Below are 19,278 nucleotides of genomic sequence, written 5' to 3' on the forward strand. Positions count from 1 at the left end.
ATGCAGTGATTAGCTTCATCAACAAACATAATAGACGCTTGGCAGAGAGGTGGTTATGCAGTTAAACGACGCGTTTTTACCCCAGGAGGTGCTGCCAACAGCGCTTAAGCCCGCTGCACAGCGCGCATGGCAGCGATTAAGTGAAGCGCTTAGCCAAGCTGATAATGTTGCCTCAATGACCAAGCAGCCGCTGCCTTCCAGTAGTTGGGAGGCGCTTTCTGACGCGCGTCGTGAAGCATTAGCTAACGTCGTGGCTGTCTCAAGCTTCACCCTAGAGACCTTGACGCGTTTTCCCCACTGGCTGATTGATTTGGATGTGGCTGGCGAGCTGGATGCAACGGCAAGTAAAGAAACGCAAGCGAGTTGGTTAGATGATGCGCTGGAAAATGCCGATGACGAAGAGGCAATGCACCGCACTATTCGCCGTTTTCGCCGTGCCCGTATGCTCGGGATCGTATGGCGCGACCTTAATCGCCCTGATGGCTACACCATGTGGGACACTGCTCAGGCAGTCTCGTGGCTGGCGGAAGTCTGTATAGAAGCTGCGTTAAGCTGGCTTGAACGTTTTTACGCCCCACGCTGGGGGATGCCTGCGGCCCGCAGAGATGGCTCGTCCCAGCGGTTGGTGGTGCTGGGTATGGGTAAGCTCGGCGCGGGTGAGCTGAATCTATCCTCAGACATCGACCTGATCTTCGCCTTCCCTGAAAAAGGTGAAACCGAAGGCGGTCGCAAGCCCCTTGAGCACCAAGAGTACTTCACCAAGCTAGGCCAGAAACTGATCGCCGCTTTAGATGCCATGACGGCCGACGGTTTCGTATTTCGCGTTGATATGCGGCTGCGCCCACTGGGTGACGGTGGCCCTCTGGTGGGCAGTTTCTCGATGCTTTCCAGTTACTACCAAGACCAGGGCCGTGAGTGGGAACGTTATGCCATGCTCAAAGCGCGACCCGTCGCAGGAGACATAGACGGTGGGCATGAGCTGCTCGCGAGCCTCCGGCCGTTTGTTTACCGCCGCTACTTGGATTTTGGTGCGATTGAGTCGCTGCGTGAGCTCAAGGCGATGATCAATCGCGAGGTAAAGCGGAAGGGCATGCAAAGCAATATCAAGCTAGGGCCCGGTGGAATTCGAGAGGTTGAGTTCGTTGTCCAGGCGTTTCAGCTAATTCGCGGTGGGCGCGATACCGAGCTTCAAGTGACCTCGCTCAAGACCGCCCTAAATCGATTGCCTGAACTGGGACTGTTGCCCCAAGCGGTCGTTGATGAGCTGCTGCCTGACTACGCGTATCTTCGTGATATGGAACACGCTATTCAGGCGCTAGAAGATCGCCAAACCCAAATGCTACCCGTTGATGATGAAGACCGTGAACGGGTTGCCTTTGCTTTGGGACATGAAGATTGGCCTGGGCTCATCGCACGGCTGGATGAAGTGCGCGAACGCGTTCGTCAGCACTTTGATGCAGTGATCGCTGACCCGGAAGAGGATACCGATGCAGAGAGTAGCGACGATAACCTTGGCTTGTCGCAATGGCGGTTACTGTGGCGCGGCGAACTAGAGCAGGACGAGTCGTCAGCGCTGCTTAAGGATGCTGGTTTTCTGGAACCAGAGAAAGCGCTTAAACGGTTGCATGGTCTTTACCATTCCCGCCAGGTGCAAAGCATGCAGCGTATCGGCTTTGAACGGCTGGATGCGCTAATGCCGCTACTTCTGGTTGCCGTCGCGGAAAGTGAGCTGCCGGATAACGCCCTTAGCGGCGTTCAGCCGTTGATTGAGTCGGTGCTACGGCGAACTGCTTACCTTGCGCTGCTGCGTGAAAATCCCCAGGCTCTTGAGCACCTAATGAAGCTGTGCTCGGCCAGTCACTGGATTGCTGAGCAGTTGGCGCGCTACCCGATATTGCTTGATGAGCTACTAACGCCGGACACGCTCTACACTCCCGCTGACAAGTCACGCTTGGCAGATGAGCTACGCCAAACATTGAATCGTCTACCGGAAGATGATGATGAGGCCCAGTTGGAAGCGCTACGCGTGTTTAAGCATGCACAGATGCTTCACGTTGCTGCATCAGATATCGCTGGAACACGCCACCTGATGAAGGTGAGCGACTACTTAACGTATATCGCTGAAGTCATTCTGGATGCCGTGTTAGCAATGGCCTGGAAACATGTCACGCGTAAACATGGTGTTCCAGAAGGCCTCAATACACGAGAGCCAGCGTTTCTGATTGTTGGATATGGCAAGCTGGGGGGCATTGAGCTTGGTTACGGCTCTGATTTAGACCTGGTGTTTCTTCATGATAGCGATGGAAAAGGCACTACCGATGGCGCCAGGCCAATCGATACACCGGTCTTTTTTACCCGGTTAGGCCAGCGCATTATCCACCTCTTAACCGCAGTAACGCCTGCAGGTAGCCTTTACGAAGTTGATATGCGTCTTCGCCCCTCGGGCAATGCGGGTCTGTTGGTGACCTCTTTAGATGCCTTTGCGGATTATCAACGCCAGAACGCCTGGACCTGGGAACACCAGGCGCTGGTTCGTGCGCGCGTTGTCGCAGGTAGTAACGCGCTGGCGGAAAAATTCGATGCAATCCGCGGTGAGATGCTTTGTCGCGAGCGTGATCCGCAAGCCTTGAGAGATGACGTTGTCAGCATGCGTCATAAAATGCGTGATCACCTTGGCTCTCAAGGACAGGGTTCAAAGGGGCAGCCAGATAATGCGGTAGGAGAGGTGTTTAGCCTGAAGCATGATGTGGGTGGCATGGTCGATATCGAGTTTCTCTGCCAATACGCGGTGTTATCACTCGCTCATGACACGCCTGCATTAATAACGTATAGCGATAATATCCGCATTTTAGAAACCCTCGCCGAGAGCGGTCATCTCACCGAGTCAGAAGCGGACCAGTTACGAGAAGCGTACCTCGCTTATCGCAGTCGTACCCATCGTGCGGCGTTGACCGGTGAAAAAACAATCGTTGATGCACAGGCGTTTAAAACCCACCGCGATGTAGTTATCTCACTTTGGCAGCGTTTTCTTGAACCATGATCGGTCATATTCTCGCGACGCTGTTACCCGTGTTCTTAATTGCTGGTTGTGGTGCGGTTTACGGGCGTTACCGTAACCCCGATATTCGCAGCCTCAATACGCTCAACATGGAGCTGTTTGTACCACTACTGGTATTTGCCGTGCTGGCTGATCGGCAGGCACCTTTGGCGGACTATGCGTGGCTTGCCACTGCAGCGGTGGCCGTCGTGCTGGGATCTGGTCTTGTGCTTTGGCCGATCGCTAAATGGCTGTCGTTGGATGCAAAAGTGTTCTTGCCGCCAATGATGTTCAATAACTCTGGCAATATGGGGGTACCGTTATTGGTACTCGCCTTTGGGCCAGAAGCCCTACCGGCTGCTGTGGTCGTGTTTATTGTTGAAATGCTGCTGCATTTCTCAGTGGGTCTTTATATGTTGGACCCACGCACGCCGCTTTGGCGACTGTTACGAATGCCCATTGTAGCCGCGAGCCTGGCAGGGCTAGTGGTTAACGTCGCTGATGTCGCGTTACCGAGTTGGCTGCTGGAAGCGATGCATATGTTAGGGGGCATCTGTATTCCACTGATGCTCTTTGCATTAGGCGTTCGATTGCTGGAAATTGATTTTAATGACTGGCGAACGGGGTTGTTGGGCGCGGTGCTTTGCCCACTTTCTGGCTTAGTGATCGCACTTCCACTCATGTGGTTACTGCCGTTAAATCCGCTACAAACGGCCGTGCTGCTGGTGTTCGCCGCACTGCCGCCTGCAGTTCTGAACTACTTAGTAGCAGAGCAGTATAAACTCGCCCCACAAAAAGTGGCCTCGTTGGTGCTGATCGGCAACTTAGGTAGCTTAATCGTTATGCCGCTGACATTAGCAGCGGCGTTTGCCTGGATTCAATCGCCGCCTTAACAACGGCGGTACAGCAATTGACTAAGGCCGATGGTGATCATCTTTAACTTCGTAACTACCCTCTAACGCATCGTGCTGGCCTGGAGAGGCGTCACTATGAGTATAACTGCCGCCAATATCCTGAGCATGGTCAGCGCGCATCTGCTCCATACGTTTTTTCATTTTATGGCGGACAAACGGCATCATTGCCCAGCCAATAAGCAGGAAAAAGAGCCCAAGTACGACACCAACGATCATCAGTGCGCCAAACGCTAGCCACGTCAGTAACAATTTAAGACTGCCCATTAGGCCGGTCGGCTGGGTCTGAGCTGCCCGTGCACGCCACTGATTAGCAGCTTGCCACGCAGCATTGCGTTGATCGCGATTCATTTGCGGCATGAAAGCCTCCGTCGTTCGTATGCGCCTATTGGAACACAGGTTGGGTATCAAGTTCCTGGCCTGGCTTAACATTTCTTCATTCTGGCTGCGCAGAAATTTTATACGACTATGTTAGGTTGAGGGGCGTGTCGTTTAATGTTTGGTACAAGATTGAGGTTTTAAAACGCCTGCATTTATCGGTACATTTTACTCTGTTATACACAATGCTCATTTAACAGGATGGTTATATGGCAAATCATGGAGGTAAGTCGGTATTTGTCGCATCTGCGGTGATTATATTCGGCTTGGTTGTTATTGGTGCTGCATTCCCAGAAGGCTTTGGTAATGCAGCCCAAGCAGCGCTCACATCAATTACTGAACTGTTCGGCTGGTTCTACTTATTTTCAGTGTTTGGCTTTGTGGTTTTTCTTATTGGCCTAGCACTGAGCAAGTACGGAAAAGTGCGCCTTGGTCCTCAAGACAGTACGCCCAGCTACAGTTTTTTCTCGTGGATTAGCATGCTGCTGGCTGCAGGGTTCGGCGTTGGGCTGGTGTTCTACGGCATGGCTGAGCCAATGACTCACTATATCAACCCTCCTTATGGCGATGTGCCTGCTGAAACAGACGCTGCCGCGCGCTATGCGATCCAGTACAGCTACTTTAACTGGGGCATCCACCAGTGGGCGGCTTTTTCTGTTGTGGGTTTGATTATTGCCTACTTTCAATTCCGGAAAGGGCAAGCAGGGCTGGTGTCTTCCGTGCTCTCTTCGGTGACGGCTAAACATCCCCGAGTTCGCCCATACGCATCATGGCTGGATATTTTTGCCGTGGTTGCCACCGTTATGGGGGTCGCCACCTCGCTTGGTTTAGGTGTTCTGCAAATGAACGGTGGCCTTAATGCGGTGTTTGGTTTGCCGGAAAATGGCTTTTGGCAGTTTGTCATTCTGTTTGTCATGTTCTGTGCTTATATGGCATCAACATGGTCAGGCTTGGATAAAGGCATTAAACGGTTATCAAACCTAAACATGATTTTATGTATTGGCTTGATGCTTTATGTATTAATCACCGGCCCTACCATTGCTATTTTAGAGACCATTACCCTGGGTATTGGCGATTACCTGCAAAACTTTATCGGTATGAGCCTGCGGATTTCGCCCTACAGCGATAATGAGTGGGCGAGTAGCTGGACTATTTTTTATTGGGCATGGGTCATTGCTTGGTCACCGTTTGTCGGTACCTTTGTGGCGCGTGTTTCCCGCGGTCGCACAATCAAGGAGTATGTCTTTGGCGTATTGTTTGTGCCACCGCTATTAGCCTGTCTATGGATAGGCGTATTTGGCGGTGCCGCGCTTCATTTGGAAATGTCGGGCAGCGATGTTGGGTTGGCTGCTGCTACTGAAGCCAATATTACCGTGGCGCTGTTTGAGATGTTTGAGCTAATGCCCTTTACCGGTGCATTGTCGGTAGTGGCTATGATGCTAATCTTCATTTTCCTGGTGACGTCGGCAGACTCGGCCTCATACATCGTGGCGCAAATGACCGATAATGGTTCCATCAATCCGCCTCTTTATAAGCGCATTATTTGGGGCGTATTGATCGCAGCCATTTGCTTAACGCTGATTGTGGCGGGTGGGCTTTCTGGCCTGCAGTCAGCGGCTGTGCTTTCGGCATTACCGTTTACCTTTATTTTGTATATGATGATTGTGGTGCTGGTTCGCGAGCTGCGGGCTGACCGCAAAGCGATGCTAACGCAGCTATATCGTCGCCACGGGGAAACGCCGGTTGGTGCCGATGCATTTGAAGCAGAGCAGTTAGGCGAAGAAGAACGCCTACGCCGTGCCCCAAGCGTCGTCAACCGCCGCATTAATAGTTGAATTATTCGCTTATTTACAGGGAACGCACACATGGATAACGCGTGCTAATGGCCCGGCAAGGACACCACGGTGCCACTAGAAAACAGCCCAAAAGGGTGGTTTTTGATCGTTGGCTGGATCGTCTTGTCACCGTTGCTGTTATTACAGCGATGGTGGTGGGCATTGCCGCCGTGGTCGCACACTGGTTGCTATGAACCGGATTGCCACGGATGGCAAAAGCAGCAATGATCAGCGTGTCACGCTCGGCTATGCCGGGCGTTTGTTTTTTAATGACCGCCCCCGCTGTTCTAACTACATGCCATTTTATCGTCATTAATTAGCGTTCGTTAAAATGGTGACGATGCCACTACACACTTTTTGAGAGAGCCAGCATGCTGCCTGCTAACCCCGCCAAGGTTGCGCCCACCTACGCATCGCGACGTGAAATATTTGGCTGGGCAATGTTTGATTTTGCCAACCAAGCCTACACCTTGCTCATCATTACCGTCGTGTTTGGAGAGCTTTTCACGACGGTCATTGTAGGTGATCGAGGTGATGGCTTTCGCCTAGCGAATTTTTTGTGGAGTCTCGCGTTAGCGTTGAGCTATCTAATGGTCGTATTAACTGCCCCGCTGTGCGGTGCAGTGATGGATTATCGAGCAGAAAAAAAGCGCTTTTTATTGATAAGTTATCTCGCAACGGTAGCGACTACCGCCATGCTCTATTTTGTTGAGCCTGGCTACGTGGTGGTGGGCCTGCTGTTAATCATACTTTCAAACTATGCTTACTCGATGGGTGAGTCGTTTATCGCCGCTTTTTTGCCGGAGCTAGGGCCTCCTAATGCGCTAGGTAAGATTTCTGGGTTTGGCTGGGCACTTGGCTATATTGGTGGCCTGTTTGCCGCTGGTTTTACGCTGATGGTGTTAGGGGAGGCGACCGCCGATAACTTTGAACGCATACGTTGGGTAGGTCCTTTTGCCGCTGGCTTTTTCTTGGTAGCGGCAATTCCCACCTTCCTGTGGATGAAAGAGCGCGGTGTGCCGCAACCCCATGGCGTTTCCTATCGGCGTATTGCGTTACAGCGTGTTCGGTCGACATTTGCTGAGCTACGCTATTTTAAAGACTTAACGGTCTTTTTAGTGTCGCTGTTATTCTCAATGGCGGGTGTCTACATCATTATTGCGTTTGCCTTTATTTATGGCGCTCAGGTGATTGGTTGGGAAGAGAGCGTGCGCAATATTATGTTTATTATTGTTCAAGTAACGGCCGCGGCAGGCGCGCTGGGGTTTGGGTTTTTACAGGATAAATTGGGCGCCAAGCGCACATATCAAATGACGCTAGCGCTTTGGGTCATTGCTATTGTTTCGATATGGGCGACGCCAGAGCTAACCGACTGGGTCAACAGCCGTTACGCCGTGCAGTGGCAAGCACAGCACGTTTTTCTGGTAGTCGGTTGTCTGGCGGGTCTTAGTCTGGGGTCTAGCCAGTCAGCCAGCAGGGCATTGGTAGGCGTATTTTCGCCACTGGAGAAGTCCGCTGAATTTTTCGGTTTTTGGGGGCTCGCCAATAAACTGGCAGGCGTGTTCGGGATTGTCATGCTGGGCGTTTTGCAAACGCTAATTGGACTGCAAGCGTCTATCCTATTATGTGTAGCACTGTTTATTATCGCGATGCTGATATGTGCTGGCGTTAATGAACAGCGGGGGCGTGATGCTGCACTTGCCTGGGAAAGGAGCGCTTAGCTCGGAGGTGGCATATGAAAACCCTCGCTACGCAACGTGGCGGTATCGTCATAATGCTACTTTTTTGGGTGCTGCTATTGGCCGCTGGCACGTGGCTGTTGGATGGTGGTTTTGAAAAGGTAATGACGCCGAATGTCCATGTGATGTACGCCTCACCTGATGATGGGCCTGTCAATTTAACGCGTAACCGTGCCGGCCATTTTGAAGCGCCGGGAAAAATCAACGGGAAGCCAGTTACCTTTTTGTTAGATACAGGGGCTACCTATGTGGCTGTGCCCGGCAATTTAGCAAGCAAGCTGGGGCTGGAGCCAGGGCGCAGTGCTTGGTTTAACACCGCGAATGGCCGCGCAGAGGGCACGCTGACACAGCTAGATGAGGTTGTGTTGGGCAACATACGCATGAATGATGTACAAGGGTCTATAAGCCCTGGGATGGAAAACGATACCGTCCTGCTTGGTATGAGCTTTCTTAATTTTTTGACGATTGAAATACGCGGTGGAGAAATGGTGCTGAGCCTGCCTGCGGAGTGAATGTTACTTGTATGCATCGAAACGATGTGCTTAGCTAAAAATTCATGGAAGCAAACCCGCTAAGGAGTAGTTATGGGTATTGAAGTAGGTGGATTACTGGGCCTTATCTGGCTGATTATTGTCGTATGGGCCATTGTTAAAGTCGCCAAGAGTTCAGCCGGTGGGCTGGCAAAACTGTTGTGGATTTTGGCGCTATTATTTTTCCCGTTAGTTGGGCTGATTGCTTGGTTTCTACTTGGCCCAAAAGGGTAGTGGGTAACACGCTATTTATAGATAATAAAAAGGCAGACCACTTCTGTGGTCTGCCTTTTTAGTAACCTAGCTATTAGGCTACCTAACGGATCGTAAAGCGGCTTATCACGCAAGCCGTTTTATTCACTTGGTGGCGCTTTATAATGCCCAGGAATCGTCAGTTTCTCTCCATTAGGCAGATCGCGCACTTGAGTGGGTACGTAAACGCGTTTGATAACACTCTTGGTTTTGCTGTTTCCCATATGTCCTCCTGCTGCCAGATTATCGACAGTTAGCAAAGTCACATTAGCGTTTGGCGGTGCAAGAATCAAGGTACCTAGCAGGCAAACCATTACATGGGGGTGGGAAAGAGTTAAGGGGGCAGGCGTTTGAACGGTTTTGAGGTATCCTGGACGATATTGAAACCTGCGGTTATATAGGGTGAGCGGGTGATAACACAAACTGCCTAAGCGGAGTGAGTATAAAGGATGGTAGACCACTTGGAACAGCAATTTCAGGCGCTTGGGGCTCAAGACGCCGTAATGCCTGATTATCCCGATCAAGATCACGTGTTGATTATTGAAGATGACCAGCGCTTGGCAGAGCTGACCCGCGAATACCTGGAGGCAAATGGCTTTCAAGTGACGCTAGAGGCGGATGGTGCAAAGGGCGTGGATCGCATTTTAACGCTTCAGCCTGACTTGGTGATTTTGGACTTAATGTTGCCGGGCGAGGATGGTTTGGCTATCTGTCGTCGTGTTAGGCCAAACTTTGCTGGTCCTATCATGATGCTAACGGCCCGCACCGATGATCTTGATCAGGTGCTGGGTTTGGAAATGGGGGCCGATGACTATGTGCCAAAACCGGTTCAACCTCGTGTACTTCTAGCGCGTATGCGTGCGCTACTTCGTCGTGCCGATGCGCCAGCGCCTGGTGGTGAAATGCGCCTGCGCTTCGAAAATCTCGAGATAGATAACGCAACACGTGAGGCTTGGCTTTCCGGTGAGCGCATCGATCTCACCAGCGCAGAGTTTGATCTACTGTGGCTGTTGGCGAGCAACGCGGGACGCGTATTAACCCGCGAAGAAATTTTCAATGAGCTGCGTGGTATTAAATACGATGGCCAGGATCGTTCAATTGACGTGCGCGTTTCGCGTATTCGTCCCAAAGTAGGCGATGACCCTAACCAGCCGCACCGGATCAAAACAGTGCGAAGCAAAGGCTATCTTTTTGTGAAAGACAGTTAACTAAGAGAGGTTGACCGCATGCGGCGAGTGCTGGGCCACGGTTCTTTTCTGAGATTTTATCTTCTGCTGGGTTTGGCACTGTGCGTTGTGTTTTTTATTGCATTGGGCGGGCGCTCTTTTATTGAGCAGGTTCGCCGTGAAGACTATCGTGAGCAGCTCGCCGCATTACCTATGTCGTTAATGACGCAGCAGTTAGCGTCAAGTCCGGCGGCTGAAAGAGAAGCCATGCTTGCCCGCTTTTCGGAACAGCTCGGTATGCAGCTCTCACTTAAGCGTATTGCGGATGCAGAACTTAACTACTTTGAGCAAGCTCGCGTTGAGCGAGGCACGGTATTAGTTGCCGAAGAGCCCTGGCAGTTGCGGCAACGCATACCCAACGATGAGTGGATGCTCGAAGCAACGTTTGCCGCTTGGAGTGAACGACAGTGGCAGGGCAGCATGGTGCTACTCGGTGAGTGGCTCGCCGGTATGCCTCATAATGCGCGGGCCGACGCGATCACCTCGCTAGACGCGGGTAGCTGGCCGCTTGTGCTGCTTTCAGCGCTGCCCTCTGACCTTACCCCCGAACAGCAGTTTCAACTCGCTCAAGGAGGCGTGTTGACTCGGCTGGTGTCAGATAAGCTTTCATTGATGCTGCTTTACCGGGTGCCTGGTGATAATCAGTGGTTGCAGGCGGGGCCGACCTCTCGTGGTGATACGCTGCCGGTCAATTTGCACCTGCCTTTGCTAGTCGGTTTGATGGTGGTACTTAGCCTAATTATTTACTTAATCATGCGCAGCATTGAAGCTCGTATGGCGCGTTTGGAGCTTGCTGCGACTAGAATCGCCAGCGGGCGCTTAGAAACCCGGGTGAAAGTTGAAAGCGGAGACTTTTTAGGCCGCCTGGGCATGGCATTCAATGGGATGGCGAATCAAGTTCAAAGCTTGCTTAGAGGTCAGCAAGAGATGATTCGCGCGGTCTCTCATGAATTACGCACGCCGGTGGCTCGTATAAGGTTTGCGGTGCAAATGGTTGAAGATATGACCGACCAACCTGCGATACGCCGCCAGCTTCAAGGTATTGATGCTGATATTTCTGAACTAGACGACTTAGTTGATGAAATTCTCACCTATGCCCGCTTGGGGGGGGAGTCTATTAATGGCGTAGAATTAGAAATGGCCTTGGTTGAGTGTCGGGCAATGGCTGAGCGAGTTATTGATACGCTGTCGCCGTTGCACCAAAGCCTATCGTTAACGCTGGATGGTAGTGCCGAAATTGAGTTGTACGCCGAACCTCGCTATTTACAACGAGCCTTGCAGAACTTAGTCAGTAATGCCTGTCGTTATGGTAAGTCCCAAGTGGTGATTCGCCTATGGGATGAGCCTCATCTTGTGCGTATTGATATTGAAGATGATGGGCCAGGCATACCCCCCGAGGCGCGAAGCGATATCTTCAAGCCTTTTGCCCGGCTTGATGACAGCCGCGCACGTAGCTCCGGCGGCTACGGGCTAGGCCTATCCATTGTGCAAAAAATTATGGCAGGCCACGGCGGTAGCGTCACTGTCGATACCAGTCCTTCACTGGGCGGCGCGCGCTTTACCCTGCTGATTCCTCGTCGCGAGTCGCTGGCTTAATGCCTGACAGCACCGCAAATGACGTCTCTTTGGCGGTGCGCAAAAAATCCTGCATCCAAGGCGCTTCTAAATTCTCCTCCCGAATGGCGGCATAAAGCGTACTCCAAATGCCGTTCTCACTCAGTTTTACGGCGCTAACGTAATCCCGCTCTAAATACTCGGTGAGTGCCCAGTTGGGCAGTGCGCAGACGCCTCTACCGCTGGCAACAAGCTGCATCATCATGATGGTAAGCTCCGCGGTGCGAATTTCCTTTGGTCGCACATTGGCAGGAGATAAAAACTGGGTAAACACATCCAGCCGAGAGTGTTCGACCGGGTAGGTGATCAGCGTCTCCTCGGCTAACGCTTGTGGTTCGATAAACGGACGGCCAGCAAAGGCATGCTGTCGAGCAACCGCCAGCAGTCCCTCATAACGAAACAGCGGCGCGTAGTGAACCCCTTCCAGTGGCTGGGGGTCGGCGGTAATCACCAAGTCCAACTGCTCTCTAGCAAGGGCGGGCAGTGGGTCGAAGTGGTGGCCACTGGGGATATCGATTTCCACCTCTGGCCAATGATCGCGAAAATAATCCACCGTTGGCATCAGCCATTGAAAACAGCTGTGGCACTCGATGGCCATGTGTAATCGACCCTGCTCGGTGCCTGCCAAGCGAGCTAAGTCGCGCTCAGCTTTACGCACCTCGGGCAAAATCTCATCTGCCAGGGCTAAGAGGCGAAGTCCCGCTCGGGTAAATTCCACTGGGCGTGTTTTACGCGCAAACAGCGCGCTGTCAACGCGACCTTCCAAGTCTTTTAACTGGTGGGAAAGCGCCGACTGCGTTAGGTGAACCCGCTCAGCAGCCTCCACTAATGAACCGGTTTCCCGAAGGGCGAGTAGCGTGCGGAGATGGCGTAATTCAATCATTGTGAGTATTTTTCATGGTTGATATTAGAAACTTTAGTTTGATTCATTTTTGTGAGGTGAGCAGACTGTGCGAAATCATTCACGTTGATAGGTTTCATCATGACAGTTTCTCATATTCTCGGCTATCCGCGTATTGGCGCTCAGCGCGAACTTAAAAAAGCCACCGAAGCCTATTGGAAAGGTGACGTTTCACGGGAAGCACTTGAAATAACAGGGCAGGCGCTGAGGCTGTCTCACTGGAATACTCAACAAAACGCTGGCCTCGATTTTGTTAGCGTTGGCGATTTTGCGTTTTATGATCAAGTGCTTAATGTTTCCGTCATGCTAGGAGCGGTGCCCGCGCGTTTTAATGCTCAGCAGGAAATCAGTGCAGGCAACGTCGATTTGGATACCGCGTTTCGCATGGCCCGTGGCCGTGCGCCAAGCGGCACGCCCGTAGCTGCTTGTGAAATGACCAAGTATTTTGATACCAACTACCACTACCTAGTACCTGAGCTGCATGAGGGGCAGGCGTTTACGCTAGCGTCTGACCGCTTATTTAATGAAGTTGATGAAGCCTTACAAGCAGGCTTTACGCCGAAAGTGACGCTAACCGGCCCGCTTACTTGGCTATGGCTGGGTAAGACCAAAGGCAGCGAGTTTGACCGGCTGAGCCTGTTAGACAGCGTGTTGGATGTGTATAGCGAAATTCTGGCACGTCTAGCCACCCAAGGTATTGAGTGGGTGCAGCTTGACGAGCCTGCTCTGGTGCAAGATCTGCCGTTGGCGTGGCAGCAGGCGTATGAGCGTGCCTATCATCGCCTGCAATCGGCACAATTGAAGCTACTTGTTGCAACATACTTTGGTGCGCTGGGTGATAACCTTTCGCTAACCACTCGCCTGCCAGTGGCTGGGTTGCATATTGATGCTGTGCGTGCGCCGGGTCAGGTAGAGAGCGTGATTGATCGTTTAAGCCCTCATCAAGTGCTTTCAATTGGCTTAGTCGATGGCCGTAATATTTGGCGTGCTGATTTGGCAGCCCTACGTGAGCGTTTGCTGCCCTTAAAAGTGCGTTTAGGGCAGCGGTTATGGCTGGCGCCCAGCTGTTCGTTGCTGCACGTGCCGGTAGACTTGTCCCAAGAAACCGAGCTAGATAGCGAGCTGGTGGGCTGGCTAGCATTTGCTCGGCAAAAACTAGATGAGGTGGTGACCCTCGCTCGGCTCATTGATAACCGAACAACGCCCATTGATGAGCAGCGGGTGAGCGAGGCAACATATGCTCTGGATAAGCGTCGGGAATCAACCCGAATTCATCAGCCTGCTGTCAGCTCACGTCTAGCAGCAATAACGCCTCAAGAGAGCCAACGCCAATCACCTTATGCTGCCCGCGCAGCAACACAGCGCAGAGCGCTTGCGTTACCGCTGTTTCCCACCACCACCATTGGCTCTTTTCCACAAACAGATGAGATACGCGCTGCTCGTCGGGCATTTAAAGCCGGTGAACTGAGCCAAACGGATTATGAAGCCCGCATGCGTGAAGAAATTGCCTTCGTCGTAGAGCGCCAGCAAGCACTAGGGCTTGATGTGCCTGTCCATGGTGAGGCTGAACGTAATGACATGGTGGAGTACTTTGGTGAGCAGTTAGAAGGCTTTGCCTTTACGCGCTTTGGCTGGGTACAAAGTTATGGCTCTCGTTGTGTGAAACCACCGATTATTTTTGGTGATGTCACCCGACCAGTACCAATGACAGTGAAGTGGAGCGAATATGCCCAATCGCTCACGGATAAGCCCATGAAAGGCATGCTGACAGGGCCAGTGACGATTTTGCAGTGGTCGTTTGTGCGTGATGATCAACCTCGCGCAACCACCTGCCGCCAGATCGCCCTGGCGCTGCGTGACGAAGTATTGGATTTGGAAAAAGCCGGTATTCGGATCATTCAAATTGACGAGCCTGCGCTACGTGAGGGTTTACCGCTGCGTCATCATGAATGGCAGGTTTATTTAGATTGGGCGGTAGAAAGCTTTCAGCTAAGCGCTGCGGGCGTGAAGGATAGCACCCAAATTCACACTCATATGTGCTATTCGGAGTTTAACGACATCATTGGTGCCATCGCTGCGCTAGATGCGGATGTGATCACTATTGAAACGTCACGTTCTGATATGGAGCTGCTGGACGCTTTCCAGGATTTTGCATACCCGAACGAAATTGGACCAGGGGTTTATGATATCCACACGCCCAATATTCCGGATGTCGCGTGGATGGTGGCGCTGATGGAAAAAGCGTTGGAGAAAATCCCTGCCGAGCGGCTGTGGGTGAATCCTGATTGTGGTCTGAAAACCCGCGGCTGGGCAGAAGTGGAGCCTGCATTGGCGAATATGGTGGAAGCTGCCAATCAACTGCGTCAGCGTTATGCGTAAAAACGATAGGCGGCACGCGATAGAACCAGCATTAACCGATCACCCGCTAGACAAGCAAGTAAGTAGGGGGGGTAAAAGTTAATTCTGAACACAGGTACTTCTGAACACAGGTACTTCTGAACACAGGTACTTCTGAACATAGATACTTGTCATTTAAGCCCCGCTGCACAGGCAGCGGGGCTTGTTGTTTATCTAGCTGTTTGATAGCTAGCTTTTTGAGGCGTAGGCATAGAGCAGTGTTTCCTGGGCGCTGATTGCGTCGCCATTGCCAGGATCTTGCAGTTGATAGCTACCGTCGCTTTTTAGTAGCCAGCTTTGGCAGTTATCGACCAGGTATGTCTCCAAGTCTTTACGTACCCGTGTGGCAAGCTTTTTATCCAGTAGCGGGAAACAGGTTTCTACGCGATGGAACATATTGCGTGACATAAAATCGGCGCTTGAGCACCAGGTTTCTGGTTTGCCGTCGTTATGAAAATGGAAAACGCGGGTATGTTCTAAAAAGCGCCCAATAATCGACCGGACACGGATATTTTCCGAAACTCCCTCGATACCGGGTTTCAAACAGCACATGCCACGAATGATCAGATCGCACTCTACGCCTGCTTGCGAGGCGCGATAAAGTGCTTTGATCAGCTTGGGCTCTGTTAGCGAATTGCACTTAATAATAATGTGCCCACGCTTACCTCTAAGTGCTACCTGAGCCTCACGGTCAATCATTTCGACTAATCGCTCGTGAAGCGTAAAGGGGGCGTGGAGCAATGTGTCGATCTTGCGCGCGCGGCCCATGCCGGACAGCTGCTGAAACACCTTGTGCACGTCGGCGCATAGCGCTTTATTGGCAGTCAGCAGGCTGTAATCGGTATACAGCTTTGCGGTTTTAGAGTGGTAGTTGCCAGTGCCTAAATGCGCATAGTGGCGTAGCTCGCCTTTTTCACGCCGAACGATATGCAGCATTTTGGCGTGGGTTTTATAGGCCATAATGCCATAAATCACTATAGCGCCGGCTTCTTGCAGGCGTGATGCCAGCTGCAGGTTGTCGGCCTCATCGAAACGCGCCCGCAGCTCAATAACGACGGTAACTTCCTTGCCTTGGCTGGCGGCATCGACCAGAGCACTCACAATCGTTGAATCAGCGCCAGTGCGGTATAGCGTCTGCTTGATTGCCAGTACGTCCGGGTCGCGGGCGGCCTCACGCAGTAGGTCTTCAATAGGCGAAAAGGACTGGAACGGGTGGTGGAGCAAAATATCGCTTTTGGCAATGGCGCTAAATAGGCTGCCACCTTTCAATGCTTTTGGCACGCTAGGCGAATAAGGGCGATAGAGCAGCTCAGGCCGGTCGACATCACCTAGTACAGCCATCATACGGGTTAAATTCACTGGCCCTTGAACACGGTACAAGTCACTGCTTTCTAACTCAAACTGGCGTAACAAAAAGCTGATTAAGTCATCTGGGCAATTGTCGGCAACTTCAAGCCGAACACCGCTGCCATAACGGCGGGCTAATAGCTCGCCGCGTAGCGCGGACGCCAAGTCTGAGACCTCTTCTGGGTCGACGGTCATATCGGCATTGCGGGTCAGTCGGAACTGATAACAACCGCGCACACGCATCCCAGGGAATAGTTCCTCTGCATGAGCGTGAATCATCGACGATAGGAAAATATACTCGGAGAAGCCTTCTGCACACAGCGCTTTAGGCAGTGCCATCAAACGAGGCAGTGAGCGAGGTGCGGGAAGTATTGCCATGCCACCAGCACGCCCAAAGGCGTCCTTCCCTTCTAGTTCAACAATGAAGTTGAGGCTTTTATTAACCAAGCGTGGGAACGGGTGGGAAGGGTCTAGGCCAATGGGGCTGATGACCGGCATGATCTCGTTATCAAAAAAATCTTTAACCCAGGCTTTCTGCTCATCGGTCCACTGATCGCGACGGCGAAAGCGTAGCCCCTGGGCTTCCAATGCGGGCAGCAGCGTTTCGTTCAATATTTGATATTGACGGGCAATTTGCTGATGTGCGATTTCCGAGATTTCTGCCAGTACAGCTTTGGGTAAGCGGCCATCTGCGGCGGTGGTATCGTCACCTAACGCCATTTGGTGTTTAAGTCCGGCGACTCTTATCTCAAAAAACTCATCCATATTGGATGAAAATATCAGCAGAAACATCAGCCGATTGAGTAGCGGGTGCGCATCATCCAGGGCCTGTTCAAGCACCCGGATATTGAATTGCAAATGAGAAAGCTCACGATTGAAATAAAGCTGCGGGTCGTCAAGATCCGCTTCCAAATGAGACTCTTTCGCGTGAACTCCGGTGGGCGTACGATTGATGCGCAATGGCAAAACTTCTCCTTCGCCACTCGTTGACTCGCTAGAAAATACTGGCGTGGAATCTGCTGATTGATCGTCCATGGTTGCCCCCGGTAGTGGTTCATACCCATCATAGCGTGATAGCTCATGTTAATAACTATCGTTAATAGGAGTATGCCGGGAAAAGATGACAAACAAGTGTCACCGGTTTGTCATCTTTGAGGCCTGACCCCTTAAGCTAACGCTGTAACAAGCGTGCTGCTTCTAACGCAAAATAGGTCAAAATCCCATCGGCACCTGCTCGCTTGAAGCACATCAGTGATTCAAGAATTACTGGTTCGGCTTCAAGCCAGCCGTTATCGAAAGCGGCGCGATGCATGGCGTACTCACCGCTGACTTGGTAAGCGAACGTTGGTACTTGAAGCTCGCTTTTTACGCGGCGTACGATATCTAAGTAAGGCATGCCGGGTTTTACCATCACCATATCAGCACCTTCGGCGATATCCATAGCCACTTCATGCAGCGCTTCATCACTATTGGCAGGATCCATTTGATAGGTGCGTTTGTCTGCTTTGCCAAGATTAGCGGCAGATCCGACCGCGTCACGGAAGGGGCCGTAATACTTAGAGGCATACTTAGCGCTATACGCCATAATACGCACATTATGCAGGTGTTCTTGCTCTAACACTTGGCGGATGGCACCGATGCGGCCATCCATCATATCGGAAGGTGCCACTACATCGGCACCTGCCTCGGCGTGGGAGAGCGCCTGTTTAAGTAGCGTATCTACTGTGCGGTCATTCTGCACATAGCCGTGTTGATCGAGAATGCCGTCCTGACCATGACTAGTATAGGGGTCAAGGGCGACATCGGTAATAATGCCAAGCTCAGGTAGCGCTTCTTTTAGCGCCCGCACGCTGCGCTGGACAAGGCCGCTCGCGTTATAAGCCTCCTCTGCTAACTCGCTTTTTTGCTCTGCACCGATAACAGGGAAGAGAGCCAGGGCAGGAATACCCAGCGCGTAGGCCTCTCGGGCCTGCTCAATTAGCAGGTCAATCGAAAGACGCTCAACACCGGGCATTGAGGCAACCGCTTCGCGTTGATTTTCGCCTTCCAGCACAAAGACCGGCAAAATCAAGTCGCTGGGCGTTAGCGTCGACTCCTGCATTAAGCGACGGGAGAAATCGTCGCGACGCATACGGCGAAGACGGGTAGCAGGGAAATGGCGGGGAGCAGAGGTGTTCAACGGCTTTCTCCAAACAATCGCATAGACAATCGCGTAGTGGGTGCCCTAAAAGGCTTAACGTGAGTATATCAGTCTCGCACTGCAGCGAAAGCAGGGTTGTGATAGCTAGCTTGTAGTGGCTTTATAGACTGACTAAAGTGAGTCACTCAGCGACGCTAAGTGGCGACGATTTAACAGCGATAATAAGCGCTACGATAAGGAGATAAGCATGACCAAACAGGTAGCAATCGTATTAGCAGGCTGCGGCGTTTTTGATGGTTCTGAAATCTATGAAACAACGCTAACGCTGCTGCGCCTTGATCAGTTAGGGATTGGCTATCGCTGCTTTGCGCCGGATGTCGCTCAGCATCATGTTATTAACCACTTAACTCAAGAGCCTGTAGAAGGCGAACAGCGAAATGTACTGCAGGAGTCGGCGCGCCTTGCGCGTGGTGATGTTAGTCCGATTACTGAGCTAGATGCCGATGATTTTGATGCGGTTATTGTGCCTGGTGGGTTTGGTGTCGCTAAAAACCTGTCTGATTTTGCCGATCAGGGCGATAACATGCAGGTTCTTGAGAGCGTAAAAGAGGCGCTGATAGGTTTTAAAGAAGAGGCTAAGCCCATTGGCTTGATGTGTATTGCTCCTGTTTTGGTCCCGCGCCTGCTTGGCGAGGGAGTCGCAGTGACCATTGGTCATGATCCGGGGGTTTCTGGAGCCATTAGTGCGATGGGTGGCTTGCATCGCAGTTGCGGCGTAGAAGACATTGTGGTGGATCATGAACATCGGGTGGTAACGACGCCTGCCTATATGCTGGCGACCCGAATCAGCGAGGCAGCGACAGGTATCTTTAAGTTGGTAGACCGCATTGATGAAATGATGGGCTAGCGCTTACTGAGTAACCGGCTTCTCGTATGAAAAGCAAAAAGCCTCTGTCATTTTTCAATGGCAG

Annotated in this window: 16 protein-coding genes; 11 read left to right on the forward strand and 5 right to left on the reverse strand. The window is 51.9% G+C overall.

The genetic code is table 11. The annotated features are described in order from the left end of the window. The first annotated feature begins 55 nt into the window (after positions 1 to 55). Together glnE and L1X57_RS08960 are read left to right on the forward strand one after the other, a co-directional pair. Positions 56 to 3,040: a bifunctional [glutamate--ammonia ligase]-adenylyl-L-tyrosine phosphorylase/[glutamate--ammonia-ligase] adenylyltransferase gene (gene glnE, locus L1X57_RS08955; protein ID WP_009724859.1), complete on the forward strand. Its 2,985-nt coding sequence runs from the start codon at positions 56 to 58 to the stop codon at positions 3,038 to 3,040. Beyond that, positions 3,037 to 3,930 (forward strand): AEC family transporter, encoded by an 894-nt coding sequence (locus tag L1X57_RS08960; protein WP_009724858.1) that lies wholly within the window; start codon positions 3,037 to 3,039, stop codon positions 3,928 to 3,930. Before glnE ends, L1X57_RS08960 begins: the two co-directional genes overlap by 4 nt. A 21-nt stretch (positions 3,931 to 3,951) precedes the next feature. On the opposite strand, the gene L1X57_RS08965 is transcribed toward L1X57_RS08960, so the two are convergent. After that, a complete protein-coding gene (locus L1X57_RS08965) occupies positions 3,952 to 4,308 on the reverse strand; it encodes a hypothetical protein (protein ID WP_009724857.1) in 357 nt (118 codons plus the stop codon). A 227-nt stretch (positions 4,309 to 4,535) separates the two neighbouring features. Here L1X57_RS08965 and L1X57_RS08970 point away from each other — a divergent pair, with 227 nt between their 5' ends. From L1X57_RS08970 to L1X57_RS08990, 5 genes are all read left to right on the forward strand, one after another. Continuing rightward, the gene (locus L1X57_RS08970; protein WP_009724856.1) at positions 4,536 to 6,161 is read left to right on the forward strand and encodes a BCCT family transporter; all 1,626 of its coding nucleotides are present in this window, start codon (positions 4,536 to 4,538) and stop codon (positions 6,159 to 6,161) included. A 47-nt stretch (positions 6,162 to 6,208) separates the two neighbouring features. Next, a complete protein-coding gene (locus L1X57_RS08975; protein ID WP_009724855.1) occupies positions 6,209 to 6,355 on the forward strand; it encodes a hypothetical protein in 147 nt (48 codons plus the stop codon). Between the two features lie 177 nt (positions 6,356 to 6,532). After that, entirely contained in the window at positions 6,533 to 7,882 is a 1,350-nt protein-coding gene (locus L1X57_RS08980) for an MFS transporter (protein WP_009724853.1), read from the forward strand. Positions 7,883 to 7,896: 14 nt separating this feature from the next. Continuing rightward, positions 7,897 to 8,412 (forward strand): retropepsin-like aspartic protease family protein, encoded by a 516-nt coding sequence (locus L1X57_RS08985; protein ID WP_009724852.1) that lies wholly within the window; start codon positions 7,897 to 7,899, stop codon positions 8,410 to 8,412. A 72-nt stretch (positions 8,413 to 8,484) separates the two neighbouring features. Continuing rightward, positions 8,485 to 8,664, forward strand: a complete 180-nt coding sequence (locus L1X57_RS08990; protein WP_009724851.1) for a PLDc N-terminal domain-containing protein — start codon at positions 8,485 to 8,487, stop codon at positions 8,662 to 8,664. A gap of 119 nt (positions 8,665 to 8,783) precedes the next feature. On the opposite strand, the gene L1X57_RS18800 is transcribed toward L1X57_RS08990, so the two are convergent. Continuing rightward, positions 8,784 to 8,906 (reverse strand): hypothetical protein, encoded by a 123-nt coding sequence (locus tag L1X57_RS18800; RefSeq protein WP_009724850.1) that lies wholly within the window; start codon positions 8,904 to 8,906, stop codon positions 8,784 to 8,786. 225 nt (positions 8,907 to 9,131) lie between these two features. Here L1X57_RS18800 and L1X57_RS08995 point away from each other — a divergent pair, with 225 nt between their 5' ends. Next, positions 9,132 to 9,890: a winged helix-turn-helix domain-containing protein gene (locus tag L1X57_RS08995; protein WP_009724849.1), complete on the forward strand. Its 759-nt coding sequence runs from the start codon at positions 9,132 to 9,134 to the stop codon at positions 9,888 to 9,890. An 18-nt stretch (positions 9,891 to 9,908) separates the two neighbouring features. Beyond that, on the forward strand, positions 9,909 to 11,504 hold the full coding sequence (locus L1X57_RS09000; protein WP_009724848.1) for an ATP-binding protein: 1,596 nt from the start codon (positions 9,909 to 9,911) through the stop codon (positions 11,502 to 11,504). Here L1X57_RS09000 and L1X57_RS09005 read toward each other — a convergent pair. Continuing rightward, positions 11,467 to 12,405, reverse strand: coding sequence for a LysR family transcriptional regulator (locus L1X57_RS09005; protein ID WP_009724847.1), 939 nt, complete (start codon positions 12,403 to 12,405; stop codon positions 11,467 to 11,469). The two genes, L1X57_RS09000 and L1X57_RS09005, sit on opposite strands and share 38 nt — an antisense overlap. A 99-nt stretch (positions 12,406 to 12,504) precedes the next feature. Between L1X57_RS09005 and metE the strand changes: the two genes are divergently transcribed. Beyond that, on the forward strand, positions 12,505 to 14,802 hold the full coding sequence (metE, locus tag L1X57_RS09010) for a 5-methyltetrahydropteroyltriglutamate--homocysteine S-methyltransferase (protein ID WP_009724845.1): 2,298 nt from the start codon (positions 12,505 to 12,507) through the stop codon (positions 14,800 to 14,802). A 207-nt stretch (positions 14,803 to 15,009) separates the two neighbouring features. Here the strand turns inward: metE and ppk1 are convergent, their stop codons facing one another. Together ppk1 and hemB are read right to left on the reverse strand one after the other, a co-directional pair. After that, positions 15,010 to 17,202, reverse strand: coding sequence for a polyphosphate kinase 1 (ppk1, locus tag L1X57_RS09015; protein ID WP_009724844.1), 2,193 nt, complete (start codon positions 17,200 to 17,202; stop codon positions 15,010 to 15,012). Positions 17,203 to 17,338: 136 nt separating this feature from the next. After that, positions 17,339 to 18,346, reverse strand: a complete 1,008-nt coding sequence (hemB, locus tag L1X57_RS09020; RefSeq protein WP_009724843.1) for a porphobilinogen synthase — start codon at positions 18,344 to 18,346, stop codon at positions 17,339 to 17,341. A 208-nt stretch (positions 18,347 to 18,554) separates the two neighbouring features. On the opposite strand from hemB, the gene elbB reads away from it, so the two are divergent. Then, positions 18,555 to 19,214, forward strand: coding sequence for an isoprenoid biosynthesis glyoxalase ElbB (elbB, locus tag L1X57_RS09025; protein WP_009724842.1), 660 nt, complete (start codon positions 18,555 to 18,557; stop codon positions 19,212 to 19,214). The last annotated feature ends 64 nt before the right edge of the window (positions 19,215 to 19,278 follow it).

Source organism: Halomonas sp. TD01 (assembly GCF_923868895.1).
GTDB lineage: Bacteria > Pseudomonadota > Gammaproteobacteria > Pseudomonadales > Halomonadaceae > Vreelandella.

Bases quoted from the DNA above. Each gene is read 5' to 3' on its own strand.
- ppk1 (WP_009724844.1), bottom strand. From the start codon at position 17,202: ATGGACGATCAATCAGCAGATTCCACGCCAGTATTTTCTAGCGAGTCA.
- elbB (WP_009724842.1), top strand. From the start codon at position 18,555: ATGACCAAACAGGTAGCAATCGTATTAGCAGGCTGCGGCGTTTTTGAT.
- L1X57_RS08990 (WP_009724851.1), top strand. From the start codon at position 8,485: ATGGGTATTGAAGTAGGTGGATTACTGGGCCTTATCTGGCTGATTATT.
- L1X57_RS08970 (WP_009724856.1), top strand. From the start codon at position 4,536: ATGGCAAATCATGGAGGTAAGTCGGTATTTGTCGCATCTGCGGTGATT.
- L1X57_RS08980 (WP_009724853.1), top strand. From the start codon at position 6,533: ATGCTGCCTGCTAACCCCGCCAAGGTTGCGCCCACCTACGCATCGCGA.
- L1X57_RS09005 (WP_009724847.1), bottom strand. From the start codon at position 12,405: ATGATTGAATTACGCCATCTCCGCACGCTACTCGCCCTTCGGGAAACC.
- L1X57_RS08995 (WP_009724849.1), top strand. From the start codon at position 9,132: ATGGTAGACCACTTGGAACAGCAATTTCAGGCGCTTGGGGCTCAAGAC.
- L1X57_RS08965 (WP_009724857.1), bottom strand. From the start codon at position 4,308: ATGCCGCAAATGAATCGCGATCAACGCAATGCTGCGTGGCAAGCTGCT.
- L1X57_RS08960 (WP_009724858.1), top strand. From the start codon at position 3,037: ATGATCGGTCATATTCTCGCGACGCTGTTACCCGTGTTCTTAATTGCT.
- L1X57_RS18800 (WP_009724850.1), bottom strand. From the start codon at position 8,906: ATGGGAAACAGCAAAACCAAGAGTGTTATCAAACGCGTTTACGTACCC.
- L1X57_RS08975 (WP_009724855.1), top strand. From the start codon at position 6,209: ATGGCCCGGCAAGGACACCACGGTGCCACTAGAAAACAGCCCAAAAGG.
- L1X57_RS09000 (WP_009724848.1), top strand. From the start codon at position 9,909: ATGCGGCGAGTGCTGGGCCACGGTTCTTTTCTGAGATTTTATCTTCTG.
- L1X57_RS08985 (WP_009724852.1), top strand. From the start codon at position 7,897: ATGAAAACCCTCGCTACGCAACGTGGCGGTATCGTCATAATGCTACTT.
- metE (WP_009724845.1), top strand. From the start codon at position 12,505: ATGACAGTTTCTCATATTCTCGGCTATCCGCGTATTGGCGCTCAGCGC.
- glnE (WP_009724859.1), top strand. From the start codon at position 56: ATGCAGTTAAACGACGCGTTTTTACCCCAGGAGGTGCTGCCAACAGCG.